Below are 2,134 nucleotides of genomic sequence, written 5' to 3'. Positions count from 1 at the left end.
TCCAATAAACTAATAATTATACGGGTATCCTAGAAAATTATTATGCTTAACTATAGTATTACTAGTTATTGGACAGAAGTATTAAAGAATGATTAGTAAGAATCAACCTAATTTTATGATGAAATATACTGCATGGGGTTAGTTATATTTAACCAAATAATTGAAATTATTATTTTCTTTTTATCATTGGCTACTACTCAGTAACTTTAGTTTTTAAACTATTTCATTATGTCAACCCCGGCATTATTGTCGCAACTTCTTCCGACACTAGAAAAGCATTTCGGTTATACGGCTTTTCGTGAAAATCAGCAGGAGATTATTACGACTATTTTAGCTAAACAAGATACACTGGTACTAATGCCTACTGGCGGTGGCAAGTCGCTTTGCTACCAAATTCCAGCCTTACTAATGGATGGGCTCACCGTAGTAGTTTCTCCCCTTATTTCTCTAATGAAAGACCAAGTGGATGCTCTTCGGCTTAATGGCATTAAAGCTGCCTATCTTAATTCATCGTTGAGTTTGGAAGAACAGCAGCAGGTCTTTCAGCAACTACGGCAGCAAGAATTAAAGATGCTTTATTTAGCTCCCGAACGACTGATTGACAGTGAAAACCGGTTTGTTAACTTTCTTAAAAGCATCAATACCTCGCTGCTGGCCATTGACGAAGCGCACTGCATCTCGCAGTGGGGCCATGATTTCCGGCCGGAGTACCGGATGTTGGCTGATATTAGAAAGGCGTTAGATAACGTACCTACCGTAGCCCTCACGGCCACCGCCGACCCGGTTACTCAGCAGGATATCTTGGATAAGCTTCAATTACATAAACCCAAGGTTTTCATCTCCAGCTTTAACCGGGAAAATATCTACTATCGGGTGGCCCCTAAACGGCAGAGCTACGCTCAATTGTTAGACTTCCTCGCCGAACGTCGTGACCAGTCGGGTATAATTTACGTACTATCCCGAGCGTCTACCGAAGATCTGGCCGAGCGACTAACCCAGGATGGATTTTCGGCCAAACCCTATCATGCCAAACTCACTAACGAGCAAAAAGAACAGCACCAGGATGAATTCCTAAAGGATGAAGTCCCCATCATTGTGGCCACTGTGGCGTTCGGAATGGGCATCGATAAATCAAATGTACGGTTTGTGGTGCATATGGATTTACCTAAAAACATAGAAGGCTACTACCAGGAAACGGGCCGGGCCGGACGCGACGGATTACCTAGCGACGCTCTACTCTTTTATAGCTACGCCGACGTAATTAAACTCCAGGGTTTTGTAGAAGTGGAAGGCAATGACGAGCAAAGCCGGGTACTACGGGAAAAGCTCCAGCAGATGGCTATTTTTGCCGACCTCCGCACTTGCCGACGCAAATTTCTGCTCAATTATTTTGGCGAAGAAGCTCCCGACTACTGCGGCGACTGTGATGTCTGTCGTAATGATTACAAGACATTCGACGGTACCGTCATTGCCCAGAAAGCTCTATCGGCGGTAGCCCGGTTGGGTGAACGCTTTGGGGGTGGTTACGTGATAGATTTTTTGCGGGGTTCCAAATCGGAGAAGATTTGGCAGGAACACAAGCAGCTGAAAACCTACGGAGCCGGGGCCGACATCAGCAAAAAAGATTGGCATCGCTACCTAAACGATTTGCTTCGCTTGAACTACCTACAAAAATCCAACGATAAATTTCCTACCCTACAACTTACCGAACAAAGCTGGTCGGTATTGAAGGGACAAGAAAAGGTGATGCTAGTTGAAATCGCCGAACCCCAGACGGTCACGATCAAATCGACAGCCAAGCCAATAGAAGAAAGTCTGTTCCAGCAGTTGAAGGGTTTGCGCCGTCAGTTGGCTCAAGACGAAAACGTACCGGCCTACATAATTTTCTCCGATGCCACCCTACAGGATTTGGCTACTTATTTGCCTACGCAGCCCGAAGACTTGCCGCACATTAGTGGTTTTGGGGAAGTAAAGATTACCAAGTACGGGGCTGCTTTTCTGGATGAAATTAACCAGTACTGTACCGAGAACGACCTGGATTCTCGTATGACTCAGGTTAGGCGGAAGAGCCGAAAGAAGCGCTCTTCCCAAGCCAAATCCGATACTAAGCAGCGCACCTACGATTACTACCGCC

The 2,134-nt window shown here is 45.5% G+C and carries 1 protein-coding gene; it reads left to right on the top strand.

Features of this window, described 5'->3' with window-relative positions; genetic code table 11:
- Positions 1–228: 228 nt before the first annotated feature.
- Positions 229–2,134: DNA helicase RecQ (recQ, locus tag WBA23_RS13415; protein WP_424582787.1), on the top strand; the 1,906-nt coding region annotated here is incomplete at its 3' end.

Origin of the sequence: Tunicatimonas sp. (assembly GCF_049647865.1) — a bacterium.
GTDB lineage: Bacteria > Bacteroidota > Bacteroidia > Cytophagales > Cyclobacteriaceae > Tunicatimonas.
The sequence above is the reverse complement of the archived record's forward strand: the minus strand, read 5'-3'. Positions and strand labels throughout refer to the sequence as shown.